Genomic DNA, 14658 nt, shown 5'->3' on the forward strand with positions numbered 1-14658 from the left:
CGACGGTCCCGCCAACCCGCCCACACCGACCCAAACACTGGAGAGAGAAATCACCCGGCCGTTGCTAAAAAACTCACCGATAAACAACCGCCGCCTGCGTCCCCGCCCCCAACGTACTGCTCAGACTCACCTTCCAGCCAAATCGATCGCACAACCGACGCACGATCGACAGCCCCAAGCCGGTGCCCTGCGGCCGCGTCGGCTCCGCGCGGTAGAACGGCTCGAACGCGCGGCCCAACGCCTCGGCCGACATCCCGATCCCCGTGTCGCGCACCACGACCCGATCCTCCAGCACATCCACATCGATGCGCCCCTCGTCGGTGTAACTGCACGCATTGCGCAACAGATTGCTCACCACCACCTGCAGCACCCGCGGCGGCGCATGCAAGTGCACCGGACCGGCACTGTGCAGGAAGATCTCCACCGGCCGCCCCGCCATCAGCTCGCGCGCGTTGTCCACCTCGTAGCGCACGATCTCGTTGACGTCGAACAGCTCGATCTGCGGCTCCACATCCGCCTCGCGCGCCAGGATCAGGAACGCGTCGATCACCGCCTCCATGTCCCGGCCCGCGCGCTGGATGCGGTTCAAGCTGCGCTGCAACCGCGGCGACAACTCGTGATCGCCCAGCGCCATGTCGCTGGCCACCCGGATCACCGTCAGCGGCGTGCGCAGTTCGTGGCTCGCATCGCGGGTGAAGTTGCGCTCACGCGCCACGTGCGCGGTCACTCGCGTGGCCAGGGAGTGCAGCGCCGCGGCCAACTGCCGCGTCTCGCCCTGCATATCCGCCGGCAGCTTGTCCGGCGCCAGGTCCGCCGCTTCCGGATGCCCCGGATTCCAGCGCGACACCCGCCGCGCCAGCCAGTTCACCGGCGACACCAGCCGTTTGGATGCCCGGTAGGTGATCCACGAGGCCCCGTACACCGCCAGCAACGTCAGCAGCACCGGCACGATCCCGAACCAGAACGCCAGCATCTCCGCGCGCGAGCGCAGGAACACCAGATACAACCGCCCTTCCGGACGCGCATCCACCAGCACCAGCTGGTCGTCGCTTTTCAGTTCGTGGAAACCCGGGCGCAGCGCGCGCAGGTTGGCCGGCAGGCTCAACGGCGACCGCCCGGTCTCCAGCAGGTAACCGCGGATGTTCTGGGTGTTCGGCGGCGGCTGCGTCGGCGAAGCGTCGTACAGCTGCCAGTAGTAAGCGGCCTCTTCCTGCAGCGCGCTGYTGACCAGGCTGTGCTTGATCACCAACGACACCAGCCATGCGCCCAGCAGGATACCCAGGCTGGCCAGCACGGCTTGTAGGATGAAGACGATACGTATCTTGCGCGGCAGACCGTGCGGCATTACAGGATCCAGAGCGGTTCGCCGCGATTATAGGAAAGCGCGCCGTGATTCCATCGTGCAAAAAACGACAACGACCCGGCAACCGCCAGGTCGTTGTCACCCTCGGGGCCCCGCAGGGCCCGTCCGCTCACGCGCCGGCGACCGCCGTACGCGTCAGCTCATCGGCTGGGCGATGTCGGCGATGCGGTAACCGGCGCTCTGCACGGTGTGCAGCAGCGGACGGTCGAACGGCTTGTCGATGATCTTGCGCAGGTTGTACAGATGGCTGCGCAGGGTATCCGAGTCCGGCAGGCCGTTGCCCCAGATCTCGCGCTCGATTTCCTGGCGCGTCACCACGCGGGGCGATTCGCGCATCAGGATGGTCAGCAGACGCAGACCGATCGGCGACAGCTGCAGTTCGGTACCGGCACGGGTCGCACGCATGCTCACCGGGTCCAGCACCAGGTCGGCCACCTTGAGCACTTCCGAACCCACCTGGCGACGCTCGCGGCGGATCAGGGCACGCAGGCGTGCTTCCAGCTCCTGGATCGCGAACGGCTTGGTCAGGTAATCGTCGGCGCCGAAGCCCAGACCGGTGAGCTTGTCGTCCAGCGTGTCGCGGGCGGTCAGCATCAGTACCGGGGTCGACTTGCGGGCGTCGTTGCGCAGCCGGCGGCAGACTTCGATGCCGTCCAGTCGCGGCAGCATCAGGTCCAGCACCACGACGTCATAACTGTTTTCCGCCGCCAGTCGGTAGCCGTCCAGCCCGTCCTRGGCATAGTCGACCTCAAACCCACGGCCTTCCAGGTACTCGCCGATCATCTCGGAAATATTGCGGTTGTCCTCGACCACCAGCACCAGGCCGGAGGTCTCCTTTGTCTGACGCATGGGATTCCCTCTTTCTTCAGCTTTGTGAAACATGCCGCATCGGCAGTGGAGGCGGTGTGAAGCTGCTCACACCGGAATCAAAATTGTTGTCAGAGCAGGGGTTTGAGGTGCGGCCACACATTGTCCAGCACCCGCGGCTGGCCGGCGGCAGTGGGATGCAGGCCGTCGGACTGCATCAGCCCTGGCTGCAGGGCCACACCGTCCAGCAGGAACGGCAGCAGCGGCACCTTGTACTGGCCGGCCAGCCCAGCATAGACGTCCTTGAGCCGCTGGCGGTAGGCCGGGCCGTAGTTGGGGGGAACGTCGATGCCCAGCAGCAGCACCTTGGCACCGGCCTTCTGGCTGGCCACGATCATCTTTTCCAGGTTGCCGCGCAGCTGCACCGGGGTAAGCCCGCGCAGGGCGTCGTTGCCGCCCAGCTCGATCACCACCACCGATGGCCGGTGTTTGGCCAGCAGGCCCGGCAGCCGGGTCAGCGCGCCGGAACTGGTCTCGCCGCTGATGCTGGCGTTGATGATGTTCGGGGCCGGCTTGACCTGTTGTTTGACCCGCTGCTGAAGCAGGTTCACCCAGCCCGATTCGGCCGGGATATTGTGGGCAGCACTGAGGCTGTCGCCGACCACCAGTACCGCATGGCGGGTATCGGCACCTTTGGCACAGGCCAGCGCCGGTAGCAGCAGCAACCATGCCATCAGCCAGACCATCGGGGCCGCGCGGCCCTTCCACATCGTTGTGCTCATTGGAGAATCCTCATCGACAGCCTGTCCCCCCGCAGCGCTCCCGTCGCCATCGCCGCCCTGGATGTGGGCAAATCGGCGCGTGGCCCGGAGGGTGAAGTCCACATACTGGACAACATTGGCATGACCGTCCATGAAGGCGAGAGCATCGCCATCGTCGGCGCGTCCGGTTCGGGCAAGACCACCCTGCTCGGCCTGCTGGCTGGACTGGACCTGCCCAGCCGCGGCCGGATCACCCTGGCCGGCGCGGATCTCAATGCGCTGGATGAAGAAGCCCGCGCGCAGCTGCGTGCGCGTGAGGTCGGCTTCGTATTCCAGAGTTTCCACCTGCTGCCGGCGCTGACCGCCGAGGAGAACATCGCGCTGCCGCTGGAACTGGCCGGGCGCGAGGATCCGGCGCGCGTGCGCGAGGTGCTCGAGCAGGTCGGGCTCACCCACCGTGCGCGCCACTACCCGCGCCAGCTGTCCGGCGGCGAGCAGCAGCGCGTGGCGTTGGCGCGCGCGTTCGTGGCGCGGCCGCGCATCCTGTTCGCCGATGAGCCCACCGGCAGCCTGGACCAGGCCACCGGCCAGCAGATCAGCGACCTGCTGTTCGCGCTCAACGCCACCAGCGATACCACCCTGATCCTGGTGACCCATGACCTGCGCCTGGCGCAGCGCTGCGAACGCGTCTATCGCCTGGATGGCGGCCGACTGGTCGACAGCCCGTCCGGCGTGTCCGCATGAATGTCGTCAAACATGCCGCGCGCGCACTGCGCCGCGAGTTCCTGGCCGGCGACCTGCTGACCGTGTTCGCCGCGCTGGTGCTCGGCGTGGCGGTGATGACCGCGGTCGGCACGCTGGTCAACCGGGTCACGCTGGCCTTGACCGGCAGTGCGGCGGAAATGCTCGGCGGCGACCTCGGCCTCAACGCACGCGAGGACATTCCCACCGCCTTCGCCGACGCGGCGCGCGAACGTGGCTTGGCCAGCACGCGCATGGTCAGCTTCCCCAGCGTGCTGTTCCATGGCGAGGCCAGCCAGATGGCCAACATCAAGGCGGTCGGCGATGGGTATCCCTTGCGTGGGAAGCTGCAGGTCAGCCGCACCCTGCACGGCGGCGCCAGCGAGATCGCCGGCACCCCGCCGCCGGGCCAGGCCTATGCCGATCCGCGCCTGATGCAGGCGCTGGGGCTGGGCGTGGGCGATGCGCTGGAGTTCGGTGCCGGCCGGCTGACCATCACCCGCGTGCTGCAGGCCGAACCGGACACCTCCGGCGAACTGATGCAGCTGTCGCCGCCGCTGCTGGTCAACCGCGCCGACGTGGATGCCGCCGGCCTGCTCGGACCGGGCAGTCGCGCGTCCTACCGGATGATGTTCGCCGGGGCGCCGGAGGCGATTGCCGACTTCCGCGCGTGGTTGGCGCCGCAGGCCAAGGGTTACCGCATCGTGGGCATCGCCGACACCCAGCGCGGCGTGCGCGGTGCGTTCGACCTGGCTGGCCGCTTCCTGTCGCTGGCCGCACTGCTGGCGGTGCTGCTGGCCGGCGTGGCCACTGCGCTGGCGGCGAATCGCTTCGCGCTGCGCCGGATCGACCAGGTGGCGATCCTGCGCTGCCTGGGCGCACGCCAGCGCGACATTCTCAGCGCGATGGCGCTGCAACTGGTGATGCTGGCGGTGCCGGCGTGCCTGGTCGGCATCGGGCTGGGCATGGCCGCGCAGGCCGGGTTGGTGCAGGCGCTGGGCGGTCTGATCCCCAATCGCCTGCCGCTGCCACAGGCGACCCCGGCCTTSAGTGGTGCCGGGATCGGACTGGTGCTGCTGCTCGGCTTCGGCCTGCCGCCGCTGCTGCGGCTGCGTCGGGTGCCGCCGATGCGCGTGCTCAACCGCAGCTTCGCGGCGATGCCACCGAGTTCGCTGCTGGTCTATGCGGCCGCCCTGGCGGCGACCGTGGCGCTGACCGTGCAGGCCACCGGCGATGTGAAGCTGGCGGCCTGGGTGCTGGGCGGGCTGGCCGCATTGGCGGCCCTGGCCGGCGTACTTGGGGCGTTGCTGCTGTGGCTGCTGCGTGGGCTGCAGCCGCGCCTGCGCGGGCGCTGGAAGCTGGGTCTGGCCGCGCTGACCCGCCGCCGTGGGCTGGCGGTGACGCAGCTGGTGGGGCTGTCGCTGTCGCTGTGCGCGCTGTTGCTGCTGTCGGTGATCGGGCCGGGCCTGCTGGCGCAGTGGCGCGACCGTTTGCCGGTGGACACGCCCAACTACTTCCTGATGAACATCCAGCCGGAGCAGCGCGAGACGGTGCTGAGCACGCTGCACGGGCTGGGCGTGGTGGCGCCGGGCATCGAGCCGTTCAGTACCGGGCGCCTGTTGGCGGTCAATGACCGGCCGCCGCAGCGGCAGCAGCGCGAGGACAACAGCAACGATGACGACGATGCCAACCGTCCGGTCAACTTCTCCTGGCGGCATGACTTCCCGCCGGCCAACACGCTGGTGGGCGGGCGCTGGTGGGCGCCGGGCAGCACCGCGGCGGAAGCCTCCATCGAACAGGGCTGGGCCGAGCGTTACGGGATGAAACTCGGCGATACGGTGACGCTGCAGATGGGCGACCAGCAACGCAGCTTCACGGTGACCAGCATCCGCAAGGCCGACTGGGATTCGTTCCGGGTCAACTTCTTCCTGCTGCTCAACGAAGGCGCGGTGGGCGATGCGCCCTACAACCTGATCACCGCCTTCCATCTGCCGCATGCGCAGRCACCGCAGTTGGCGGCGCTGACCCGCGCGCAGCCGAACATTTCGCTGCTGGATATCGATGGCATCCTGCAGCGGGTGCGCGAGGTGGTGGACCGGGTCACCCAGGCGGTGCAGCTGGTGATGGGCTTCAGCCTGCTGGCCGGGTTGCTGGTGCTGCTGGCGGCCCTGCAGGCCACCGCAGGGGAGCGTCGCTACGACAGTGCGGTGCTGCGCACGCTGGGGGCCACGCGCAGCCAGCTCCGCGGGGCGGTGCTGGTCGAGTTTGGTGCGCTTGGGCTGCTGTCGGCGTTGCTGGCGGTCGGCACGGCGGCATTGCTGGGCAGCGTGGTGGCCCGGCAGGTGTTCGAGCTGACCTTGAGTCCGCCGTGGGGGTCATTGCTGGCCGGCGGCGCGATCGGGGTGGCATTGAGCATGCTGGCCGGCTGGTGGGGCACACGGCGGATCCTGCATACGCCGCCCGCGCTGGCGCTACGGGAAGTGTGAGGTCGACGCGGGGCGCCGGAGCATTCAGTGGCGCTGGCCGAAGGCTGCGCATCGGTAGTGCCGAGCCATGCTCGGCAGMAAYGYTCCTCTTSCGTCRGRCGCCMTGGCATTGMTCGRRGAAGAGCAGCCGAGCATGGCTCGGCTCTACCGCGCGGTGGTGGCCGGTGCGTTTTCCACCCACTGTTTGAACACCGTGTCGATCTGCGCGTCTTTGACCTTCTTGCCGTCCTGGATGTCCTGCGCCTGGGTGAACAGCGGCATGATCATCGCCATCCCGTCCAGCGTGGTCTTCAGGTGCACGCCCGGGGCCTGGCCGAGGAAACCGTCCCAACGCTGGCGCACCTTGGCCCAGTAGCCCGACGTTGCCGCCCAGTAGTCGTAGGCGGGCTTGAAATCGACCTCGGTGGTTTTGTTGTAGTCATTGAAACCGAACTCGCGCGCGATCTCCTGCTGGCTGCCGTCGGCGCCGCGCAGGATCTTGGTGTTGAACTGTTCGTGGGTCCAGCCATTGGGCGTCAACGTGTGCCGGTTGACCACGGCCAGCGCGTTGTAGTCGCTGCGGCGGGTGTACTCGCGGCGCGGCAGCGGACGCCAGCTGAGGTCGCTGGTCCAGGTTGCCACGTTGTTGCGGTAGTCCCACTTGCCTGTGCCGCAGTAACGCGGCGCATCACTGACTTCGTACACGCACTGCGTCCATGCACCGGCGTTGACCGCCGCCGGAATGGCGCGTACCTGCCAGGTCTGGTCGGCACTGAACTCGAAACGGTTCGGTGCTTCGTACACCCAATCCTGCCGCCAGTGCTTGGTGACGTGGCCGCTCTTGGGGTCTACCAGCAGGTGCTGCAGCACGACCCGCTTCGGCGTGTCCTCGACCACGATCACCACCTCGTTGCCGCCGCTGCGAACGGCCGGCGCGCGCTCGTAGCCCGGCTTGAGCAGCACGGTTTCATCGAAGGCGAAGTCGACCACGTATTCGCCCTTCATCGCCACAATGCTGTCGTGGTCGCGCTGCACATCGGAGGGCTGGGCGTGGACGACGCCGCTGCTGGCAAGCAGCAGCCACGCACTGGCTGTCTGGAGTTTCATCTCAAGGTTTCCTTCAGGAGGTGGCAAGACGTTCGGCCATCGGTGGCCGGAGGCGGTCCTTCTTCGTTCGGTTACAGCCGGACCAGGGGCATGGCGCTGCCGTGCTCGCGCAGCGGTGGCACGCGTGCTGCCGAGGCGCAGCAACACGCGTCGATCCACAGCTCGCCATCGGCGCCTTCCACGTGGGCGATGCGCCGCGCGGCGGTGGCGCCCAGCGACGACAGCGAGGCCAGGCTGGCCGACAGGCCCTGGCCGTCGCCGACGTGCAGGCGCAAGGCGCACATCCGCCACGGCTCGCCGCCCAAGCGCGTAGCCAGGCGACGCCACAGGCGCTCGGCAACGCCGCCGTCATTGACCGGCTCCGGTCGCGCCGGGAACGCCGACACCAATCGATCCCAGGCCAGGAAGTCGCTGTCCGGCAGCAGGTACAGGCGCCAGCAGCAGCGGCCGCGCGCGTCGGCGAAGCACAGGCTCTCGCGGATGCCCTCGCTGTCCATGCCTTGGCAGGCGTGCGCGGACACCGCGTGCTTCCAGCCACCCAGCTCGCTGCTGTCCGGGCGGTACAGGCACAGCACGGTGCCCAGCGACGCCAGCTGTCGCGCGGTGGGAAGGCGGCCGGGATGCAGCGCCCGGTCGGTCGATCGCATGGCGGACAGGGCGCGGCTCATAGGGCTACCAGCTCACGGAGATATTGGCCGACACGGTGCGGCCGGGGTTGGTGAAGCGGTCGATCACGGTGCTGTTGGTGGCCAGCGCCGAGGTGATCGCCGAGTAGTCGATGTAGCGGCGGTCGCCGAGGTTGAACACGCCCACGTTGAGTTTGGCCCCGGCGGCGAACGCCCAGTGCGCCATCAGGTCGAGGACGCCGTAACCGGCCGGCGCGAAGGGCGGACTGGTGCCGGTGGGCGGCGGCAGGCGGTCCTTGCGCTTGGCGAAGGTGCCGGCCAGTTCCACGCCCCAGGTAGCGCGGTCAAAGGCGATGCCGACGGTGCCACGCAGCGGATCGATCGATTCCAGCGGCACGTCTTCGGTCTTGTTCTGGCCGCGTGACCACGCCACCGCGCTGTTCAACGACCAGCCTTCCAGCGCGCTGGTGAGCTTGCCGATGTCGACGCCGGCCTTCAGCTCGGCACCGTAGATCTGCGCATCGGCCACGTTCTGCGACTGGAACACGATCAGGCCCTGGCGGTTGACACCCACCTGGCGCTGGGACTCGATGAAGTCCTTGTAGTCGTTGTAGTAGCCGCTGACGCTGACGTATGCCGCCGTATTGACGAAGCGCACGCCCAGTTCAAGGCCATCGCTGGTTTCCGGCTTCAGGTCGGGGTTGGGGATGGCGGTGTAGCCGAACATCACATTGGTGAAACCCAGGTTGACGTCGTTGTACGGCGGCGAGCGGAACCCATGCGCGTAGCCGGCAAACAGCGACCACTGGTCAGCCAAGCGCCACACCATGCCCAGCTTCGGCGACACGCTGGTCTTGGTCAGGTCGGACACGGCCACGCCGGGATTGTCGGTGCCGAAGATGCCGTCCACGTCCGGGCGCAGTTCGTAGTGGTCCACGCGCACGCCCGGTACCAGCGAGACGCGGCCGTCGGCGAAACGCATTTCATCCTGCACGTACAGGCCCAGCTCGGTGGTTTTGCTGATCGGGAAATCGCGGACCGGGAAGGTGTCAGGCAGGATCGTCCTGCTGACCGTGCCGTTGGCCGATACCTGGTAGCCGTCGCGCTTCTGCTGGGTGTCGGTCCAGGTGCCTTCGAAGCCGTAGGTCAGGTCGTGCTCGACCGTGCCGGTCTGCAGGCCCTTGTGCAACACCGCCTGCAGGCCGTACACGCGCTGGTCGAAATTGAACGTGCGATCGCGCAGGCTGGCGTTCGCACCGCGGCCACGATTCTCGATCGTGCGCTGGGTGGTCTCGCTGTCCTGGCGATAGACCTGCCAGGACAGGTCGTCCGCGAAGGCCTGGCCGAGGTTGTCCATTTCATGGGCGAACGACACGCGGGCGCGGGTCTGGTGGTCGTGCGCCTTCATCGCGGTGGTGGTGGTGGCCGACGGCGGCGCGCCCGTGGCCGGGGCGACGGACGACAGCACGTTGGTGTCCACGCTGTCTTCGTTCCCTTCCACGGTCAGCGTGAAGCGCTGGTCCTCGCTGGGCGCGAACACCAGCTTGCCGAGCAGGCTGCGGCCATCGCGGTCCTGCGGGTTGGCGGCGGTGCGGGTGCTGTTGTCGCTGCGCACGTCGCCCTTGCTGTCGGTTTCCTGGCCCTGGCGATGGTTGACGTTGACCATGCCGCTCCAGCGGTCGCCGCCGAAGGCGGTGGTGACCCCGCCGTACAAGCCCTTCCACTGGCCGTCGTAGCCGAACTTCAGGCCGACGTAACTGTCCTTGCCGTCCTTGAGGTAATCGGCCGGGTCCTTGGTGACGAAAGCGACCACGCCGCCGAGCGCGTCAGAACCATACAGCGCGCTGGCCGGACCGCGCACGATCTCGACCCGCTTGAGCGTTTCCAGATCGGTGAAGTCGCGGTTGGCATCGGAGAAGCTGCCGATGGCGAACGCCTTGGGCAGGGCGATGCCGTCGGTCTGGATCAGCACGCGGTTGCCGTCCAGGCCGCGGATGCGGAAGCCGCCCAGCCCGAAGCGAGCCGGGCTGCTGGTCACCGAAATACCTGGCTCGTAGCGCACCAGATCCTTGATGTCGCGGACCAGGTGGTCGTCGAGCTGCTCGCGGTCGATCACATCGACCGTGGCGGCCACATCGCTCAGCGCACGCTCGGTGCGCGTGGCGGTGACCTGCACACGGTCGAACTCACGCGCGTCGGGCGCGGCATCGGCAGCGGCGGATGCAGCGGCATTGGCGGCCATCGGCAACGCCAGCCACAGGGCGGCGCTCAGGGCATTGGGGCGGATCTTCATGGATGGGCGGGAATCGGCTGGACGCGGAAGGAGACCCCCGACCGACGCCGGCGACCGAGGCCGCAGGCGAAACGTCGAGGGGGAGAGAGCGGTGGGCAACGGCAGGCCCGGGGGGAGGAGCGGGCCTGCCTGGACAAGCACCGGAAGCGCAGGCGGCCGGTGGGGCAGCCAACAGTCGGCCAGCGGCGGGCGCTACTTGGTCAGAATGAGCTTGTCGTTGCTGGTATGGCGAAGGCGATAGAAGCGGTCGCCGTGCTGGATCAGGATTTCGCGGCGGCCCTTGAGCAGGGCTTCGCTGTCGATCACTTCTTCGGGCGGGACCACGCGGACCGGACGGTCGCGGAGGGTCAGCGTTTCGGGGCGCAGCAGTACAGCAGCTTGAGTGTTCATCGTCTGGACTCGTGCGAGGGACGAGTTAAATGATAATGATTCTCAGTTGACAATCAACAACCATTCTCAACTTCATTGATGGAATTGATGATTGATTTCTCAATTTCGATTGACCTCATCAATCAAAGGCGCCCAAGAAGCGCCCGCCGCCCGGTAGAGCCGAGCCATGCTCGGCTGCATTCCTGGTAGATCCCGCAGCCCGGCAGCTTCCTGGGGGGCCCAGCCGAGCATGGCTCGGCTCTACCTTGTCCCCCGCGCGCGTGTACGCGCCGGTCAGGCAAAAATCGCGTCGACCTGCTGCCACGTCGCGTCATCGACCTGCTCAAGAACGGCCAGCGCCCCCAGGTTCTCTTCCAGCTGCCCCACCCGGCTGGCGCCGAGGATCACACTGGAGACGTTGGGGTTGCGCAGGCACCAGGCGATGGCCAGCTGCGCCGGCGACAGGCCCAGGCTGGCGGCCAGCGCGGTGTAGCGTCGCACCCGGTCCAGGCGGCTGCCGGCAGCATCGCCGAGCACCTGCTCCTTGAGCCAGGCCAGCTGGCCCTGGCCCAGCCGCGACTGCGCGTCCACGCCGTCGTTGTACTTGCCGGTCAGCAGGCCCGAGGCCAGCGGCGACCAGATCGTGGTGCCCAGCCCCGGGTCGGCGTACAGCGGCACATATTCCTGCTCCACGCGCTCGCGGTGCAGCAGGTTGTACTGCGGCTGCTCCATCGAGGGCAGGTGCAGGTGGTGGGCACGGGCGATGGCCACCGCTTCCTGGATCTGTGCGGCCGACCATTCCGAGGTGCCCCAGTACAGCACCTTGCCCTGGCGGATCAGGGTGTCCATCGCCAGCACGGTCTCGGCGATGGGGGTGTCCGGATCCGGGCGGTGGCAGTAGTACAGGTCCAGGTAATCCACCCGCAGGCGCTTGAGCGCGGCATGGCAGGCGTCGGTGACGTGCTTGCGCGACAACCCGTGCTGGGTCGGCCCCGGGTTATCGACCGCCCCGAAGAACACCTTGCTGGACACGCAGAAACCGTCGCGCGGCAGGCGCAGGTCGGCGATCACATCGCCCATTACCTGCTCGGCGCGGCCGCGGGCGTAGCCCTCGGCATTGTCGAAGAAGTTGATTCCGTGGTCCCAGGCGCTGGCGATCAGGTTGCGGGCCTCATCGCGGCCGATCTGGTCGCCAAAGGTGACCCAGGCCCCGAAGGACAGGGCCGACACCTTCAGGCCGGTGGAACCAAGACGCCGGTATTGCATGGAATTCTCCTCTGCTGCAGGCCCGCATCCGGGCCGGAACGATGGCCCTCAGTGTAGCCGCCGGGGCGTGCAAACCCTTATGGATACTTGCCCGATCACGGCCGATCGGCCCGTGGACGCCGCTTTTCCTTGCTCCGCCCCTGCCACCGCTATAGGCTTCCCGTTTTTCGCCGCACCCCCAAGGGAAGTCTCATGGTCGAAGGTTTGGGCAGGATTGGCTTCGGCCTGTTCGGGTTGGCAGTGCTTATCGGCATCGCCTGGCTGTTCTCGAACAACAAGCGCGCCGTTGACTGGCGTCTGGTGGTGACCGGTATCACGCTGCAGATCGCTTTTGCGGCGGTGGTGCTGCTGGTGCCCGGTGGCCGCGACGTGTTCGATGCGCTGGGCAAGGGCTTCGTCAAGATCCTCAGCTTCGTCAATGAAGGCTCCGGCTTCATCTTCGGCAGCCTGATGAACACCGAACAGTTCGGTTTCATCTTCGCCTTCCAGGTGCTGCCGACGATCATCTTCTTCTCGGCGCTGATGGGGGTGATGTACCACCTCAATGTCATGCAGGCGATCGTGCGCGGCATGGCCTGGGCGATCACCAAGATCATGCGCGTATCCGGTGCAGAAACCACCAGCGTCTGCGCCAGCGTCTTCATCGGCCAGACCGAGGCGCCGCTGACGGTGCGTCCGTACATCGCCAAGATGACCCAGTCCGAACTGATCACGATGATGATCGGCGGCATGGCGCACATCGCCGGTGGCGTGCTGGCCGCCTACGTGGGCATGCTCGGCGGCAACGATCCGGTGCAGCAGGCCTTCTACGCCAAGCATCTGCTGGCTGCCAGCATCATGGCCGCCCCGGCGACCCTGGTGGTAGCCAAGCTGCTGGTGCCCGAAACCGGCACGCCGCTGACCCGTGGCACGGTCAAGATGGACGTGGAGAAGACCTCCAGCAACATCATCGACGCGGCGGCGGCCGGTGCCGGTGACGGCCTCAAGCTGGCGCTGAACATCGGTGCGATGCTGCTGGCCTTCATCGCCCTGATCGCCCTGCTCAACGCGCCACTGACCTGGCTGGGTGAAATCAGCGGCCTGCAGGCCATGATCGGTCGCCCGACCGACCTGTCGACCCTCTTCGGCTACGTGCTTGCCCCGATCGCCTGGGTGATCGGTACGCCGTGGGCCGATGCCACCACCGTGGGTTCGCTGATCGGCCAGAAGGTGGTCATCAACGAATTCGTGGCGTACTCGGAGCTGTCCAAAATCGTGAACGGCCAGGTGCCGGGCGTGAGCCTGTCTTCCGAGGGTCGCCTGATCGCCACCTACGCGCTGTGCGGTTTTGCCAACTTCAGCTCCATCGCGATCCAGATCGGTGGTATTGGTGGCCTGGCCCCCGAGCGTCGCCACGATCTGGCCAAGTTCGGCCTGCGTGCGGTGCTCGGCGGTACCATTGCCACCTTCATGACGGCGACCATCGCCGGCGTGCTGACGCATTTCAGCTGATATCCGCTTCCTGAGAAACAGTCTTTATGAGTAACACTGTCGTCGTTGTCGGTTCTTTCAATGTGGACCATGTCTGGCGTTGCGAATCGCTCCCGGCCCCGGGCGCGACCATCGCCGGGCGCTACAGCACCGGTCCCGGCGGCAAGGGCTTCAACCAGGCCGTGGCGGCACGCCGCGCGGGTGCGTCGACCACCTTCCTGTGCGCCCTGGGCGATGACGCCGGCGGCGCGATGGCGCGTGGCCTGGCCGAGCAGGACGGCTTCGACCTGACCGCCGAGGCCAGCAGCGAGCCGACCGGCACCGGCGGCATCTATGTGGACGCGCGCGGCCGCAACACCATCGTGATCGGCCCCGGCGCCAACGCCGCGCTGAGCCTGGACTTCGTGCAGGCCCAGCGCGCGCTGCTGGGCGGTGCCAAGGTGGTGCTGGCGCAGCTGGAATCGCCGGTGGAAACCATTGAGGCGGCGCTGGCCATCGCCCGCGAGGCCGGTGTCACCACCGTGCTCAACGCGGCCCCGGCCGACGCTCCGTCCAGCATCGGCCTGCTCAAGCTGGCCGACGTGCTGACCCCCAATGAAACCGAGTTCGCCGCCCTGCTCGGCCGCCACGTCGGCGAGCGCGTGGATGCCAACGATGTGGCCGCCCTCGACGGCGCCAGCCTGCATGCGCTGTGCCGCAAGCTGGTCGGCAATGGCACGGTGGTGGTGACGCTGGGCTCGGTGGGCGTGTTCGTCTCCCACGCAGAAGAAAACCAGCGCGGCGATGCCCAGCCGTACTACCGCGTCGGCGCTGAACAGGTGCAGGTGCTCGATACCACCGGTGCCGGCGATGCCTTCAACGGTGCCCTGTGCGCGTCCATCGCGCAGGACCCGGACGCGGCCTTCATCCGCCACGTGCGCTTTGCCAACCAGTTCGCCGGTCGCTCCACCGAGAAGGAAGGCGCCGCCGTGGCGATGCCGCACTTCACCCCCAAGGACGCTGCAACGGCCTGACCGGCTCGCGCTGCGCGGTAACGATCAAGCCGGCGCCCAGCGCCGGCTTTTTCATGTGCGCCCCGGCGTCGCAGGCCACCGGCGCTGCGGCCGGAAACTGCCAGCGGATGGCCGCTACCGGCATTGCCCCGGTGCCGCCGCCGCTCGACCATGGGTGCCCCGCTCACGGACGACGCACGACATGATCCAGACCCCTGCCTGGATGCTGCTGGCCGCCGCCGGCACCGCCTATGCCTGGGCCACCCTGTAATGCCGGCCCGGCAACCCACCACCATCGCCGCGCGCTGGGGGCGGGGGAAGCAATCGTCAAGCATATGCTCATGACCTGAGCGCATCAGTCCCYTCCGGATCGGCCTGAACACGCCTCCGGATCTCCG

General features: G+C 67.7%; 12 protein-coding genes. 4 read left to right on the plus strand and 8 right to left on the minus strand.

What is annotated here, in order from left to right:
- Positions 1-73 precede the first annotated feature (73 nt).
- The 3 genes from ACXJKH_RS02135 to ACXJKH_RS02145 form a co-directional block, all read right to left on the minus strand.
- A complete protein-coding gene (locus tag ACXJKH_RS02135) occupies positions 74-1345 on the minus strand; it encodes a sensor histidine kinase (protein ID WP_457318119.1) in 1272 nt (423 codons plus the stop codon).
- A gap of 153 nt (positions 1346-1498) precedes the next feature.
- Positions 1499-2212, minus strand: a complete 714-nt coding sequence (locus ACXJKH_RS02140; protein ID WP_457318120.1) for a response regulator transcription factor — start codon at positions 2210-2212, stop codon at positions 1499-1501.
- A gap of 89 nt (positions 2213-2301) precedes the next feature.
- Complete coding sequence (locus ACXJKH_RS02145; protein ID WP_457318121.1) at positions 2302-2952, minus strand: arylesterase; 651 nt, start codon at positions 2950-2952, stop codon at positions 2302-2304.
- A gap of 120 nt (positions 2953-3072) precedes the next feature.
- Here ACXJKH_RS02145 and ACXJKH_RS02150 point away from each other — a divergent pair, with 120 nt between their 5' ends.
- Together ACXJKH_RS02150 and ACXJKH_RS02155 are read left to right on the plus strand one after the other, a co-directional pair.
- On the plus strand, positions 3073-3675 hold the full coding sequence (locus ACXJKH_RS02150; RefSeq protein ID WP_256774940.1) for an ABC transporter ATP-binding protein: 603 nt from the start codon (positions 3073-3075) through the stop codon (positions 3673-3675).
- Positions 3672-6158, plus strand: coding sequence for an ABC transporter permease (locus tag ACXJKH_RS02155; protein WP_457318122.1), 2487 nt, complete (start codon positions 3672-3674; stop codon positions 6156-6158). The genes ACXJKH_RS02150 and ACXJKH_RS02155 overlap by 4 nt, the downstream gene beginning before the upstream one ends.
- Before the next feature lie 144 nt (positions 6159-6302).
- On the opposite strand, the gene ACXJKH_RS02160 is transcribed toward ACXJKH_RS02155, so the two are convergent.
- From ACXJKH_RS02160 to ACXJKH_RS02180, 5 genes are all read right to left on the minus strand, one after another.
- On the minus strand, positions 6303-7244 hold the full coding sequence (locus ACXJKH_RS02160; protein ID WP_256774938.1) for a DUF6607 family protein: 942 nt from the start codon (positions 7242-7244) through the stop codon (positions 6303-6305).
- Between the two features lie 71 nt (positions 7245-7315).
- Positions 7316-7912: a ChuX/HutX family heme-like substrate-binding protein gene (locus ACXJKH_RS02165; RefSeq protein WP_256774937.1), complete on the minus strand. Its 597-nt coding sequence runs from the start codon at positions 7910-7912 to the stop codon at positions 7316-7318.
- Between the two features lie 4 nt (positions 7913-7916).
- Entirely contained in the window at positions 7917-10163 is a 2247-nt protein-coding gene (locus ACXJKH_RS02170; protein WP_457318123.1) for a TonB-dependent hemoglobin/transferrin/lactoferrin family receptor, read from the minus strand.
- Positions 10164-10355: 192 nt separating this feature from the next.
- Positions 10356-10553 carry a hemin uptake protein HemP gene (gene hemP / locus ACXJKH_RS02175; RefSeq protein WP_019182448.1) on the minus strand — a complete coding sequence of 66 codons (198 nt, stop codon included), beginning with the start codon at positions 10551-10553 and terminating at the stop codon, positions 10356-10358.
- Positions 10554-10826: 273 nt separating this feature from the next.
- Positions 10827-11798, minus strand: a complete 972-nt coding sequence (locus ACXJKH_RS02180) for a potassium channel beta subunit family protein (protein ID WP_457318124.1) — start codon at positions 11796-11798, stop codon at positions 10827-10829.
- A 192-nt stretch (positions 11799-11990) separates the two neighbouring features.
- Here ACXJKH_RS02180 and ACXJKH_RS02185 point away from each other — a divergent pair, with 192 nt between their 5' ends.
- On the plus strand, positions 11991-13289 hold the full coding sequence (locus tag ACXJKH_RS02185; RefSeq protein WP_457318125.1) for a NupC/NupG family nucleoside CNT transporter: 1299 nt from the start codon (positions 11991-11993) through the stop codon (positions 13287-13289).
- Between the two features lie 26 nt (positions 13290-13315).
- Complete coding sequence (locus ACXJKH_RS02190; RefSeq protein ID WP_256774934.1) at positions 13316-14281, plus strand: ribokinase; 966 nt, start codon at positions 13316-13318, stop codon at positions 14279-14281.
- The last annotated feature ends 377 nt before the right edge of the window (positions 14282-14658 follow it).

This window comes from Stenotrophomonas sp. P5_B8 (assembly GCF_054049855.1).